The 1,872-nt window shown below is 58.0% G+C and carries 2 protein-coding genes; both read right to left on the bottom strand.

All coding sequences use genetic code 11. The features are described 5' to 3' along the window. Positions 1 to 862 (bottom strand): phage tail length tape measure family protein (locus AC1DX0_RS35365; protein ID WP_477359089.1); only part of this gene is annotated, 862 nt, incomplete at its 3' end. Positions 863 to 1,105: 243 nt separating this feature from the next. After that, a partial coding sequence (locus tag AC1DX0_RS35370) for an AAA family ATPase (RefSeq protein WP_477359092.1) occupies positions 1,106 to 1,872 on the bottom strand: 767 nt, incomplete at its 5' end.

A 1,872-nucleotide genomic window follows, 5' to 3' on the forward strand; every position in this document is an offset into this window, starting at 1 on the left:
TAAGGGAGTCGAGCGTCTTCCGTGCGTCGGCAACGTTGTCTGCAGTGTCGGCAGCAATCACAGACTTCGGCATCTGCGACGCCTGGTCCTCGTACTTCTTCGCCGCTGCAGCTGCCTCTGGATAAGCCTTGGCAATCTCATCGATGAGCGCCTTGTGACCCTTCAGCACTTCGTCTGCGGACTTGATGTCATTGCGAGTTGCCAGGGCATAGGCAGCCATAGCTCCGCCCGCTAGCGTGGCAGCGGTCAAGACACCGCCTAGTGGCGTCGTGACGAAGTTTAGTATCGCTGTGCCAACCACCTTGAGCGAACCAATCGCCCCCATTGGACCGCTTTCCAGCGCATCGAAAATCTGACCGGCCTGGCTGGCGAAAATCTGCATCGGCGGAGCGCCGAGTGCGAACATGGTGATAACGTCGTTGCCCTGCCTGGACAGGTTGAGCATCTGGTTGGACGTCAGACGGGCGGCCGTGCCCACCGTACCCAAGGAAGCGGCAGCGCCAAGATGCTTCGCGCGCGCAAGGTCCATAACCCGGTTGATTTCAGCCTGGTCAACGCCAAGCTTCCGGGCTGCGGCGTCAGCCRTGAGCAGGGCACGTTCCATCTGCTGCGTGGCCGCAAAGGCTGGATCAACGCTGGCTTTGAAACGGTCCCAAGCTTTGGCAGTGGAAGAGATTCCGCCAGCAGTGCCAATCATCACTGTCGATTGTTTTTCCATTGCGACGGTGGCTGCGTTCGCCTGATCAATGGTCTTATCGTAGGCAGCCTGCGCTGCCTTCATCGCGCGTACATAGGCGGCCGAGCCCTGCTCGGCCTGCCGGCTGTCGATGATCAACTCTGTAACCACAGTTTCGTTGGTCATCAGTTCAGGGCTTTCTGCTCACGAGCGGGCTAAACACTGCCGTTGCATGCTGTGCTTTCATCGTGTGTTCTCCTCGTTTCTTAGAAATCGTCGGTTCGTTCTTTTTTCGCGCGCCCTAGCGCGCGCATTTCGTCTGCACACACCTCCGTACCCTACTGGTACGGGGTGGTGCGTCGGTGCGTTGTCCTTGAAAGCGCTAACTATTTTTTTGATGGTGCGCTGGGGTGCGCCTAGTGCGCCTTCTCACGATTTTGCAACTTTAAGGTAGTCAACGGAGCGCCTTGCAATCGCGTCTCTACGGCTCTCTTTCTCCAAAATTCCAACGAGGATCATGGCGTCGAGCAGGCCTTGGATATCCTTCTTTCGCGCGGCGTTTTGTTTGTCGGCTGTATCGATGCCGAGTACATATCCAACCTCATGCCCCGCCCAATCCTTCGATTGCGGATCGTACCGGCAATCGCGATTGGCGATGCCAATCAGTATCGACTGCAATTCTCCCTCGGCAAGATCGGCCACTTTGGCGGTTGCGACTTCAAGCGGGTCGGCGTCTGGCGGATACCAGCGCTTAACAGCTGGCGCATGCTCCTGCGGCAGAAGTGGACCGCGCCCATTGCCCAGCGGCACGCTTTCGACGTGATACCAGCCACCAGAGCCGACTTTTGACAGGTTGCCCTTATCGATTGACGCACTGAAGTATTCGCGGCGGTCGGCAGACTTCACGCCCCACTTGCCAGCCTGTTCATCCGACATTGGATTCACGACGCGGACAATGCGGGCTTTGTCCTTGAGTGCGCCGCCCCCACGGCCCGAGTTCGCGGTAACTGGACCCTCCGACTTGACGACGTGATGGGCTAGGTCGATGGAGCAATTCAGCTTGTCGGCAATCATGACCCACAAGCTAGCGACTCGTTGAATGGCGCCGTTGTCGTTTTCGTTGATCTCATGGGTGGAGACGAATGGATCGAGGATAAGCGCGTCAGGCTTGAACTCGGCCGCAACCTCCACAATCC

It is taken from the genome of Mesorhizobium sp. P3_A9 (genome assembly GCF_056402975.1).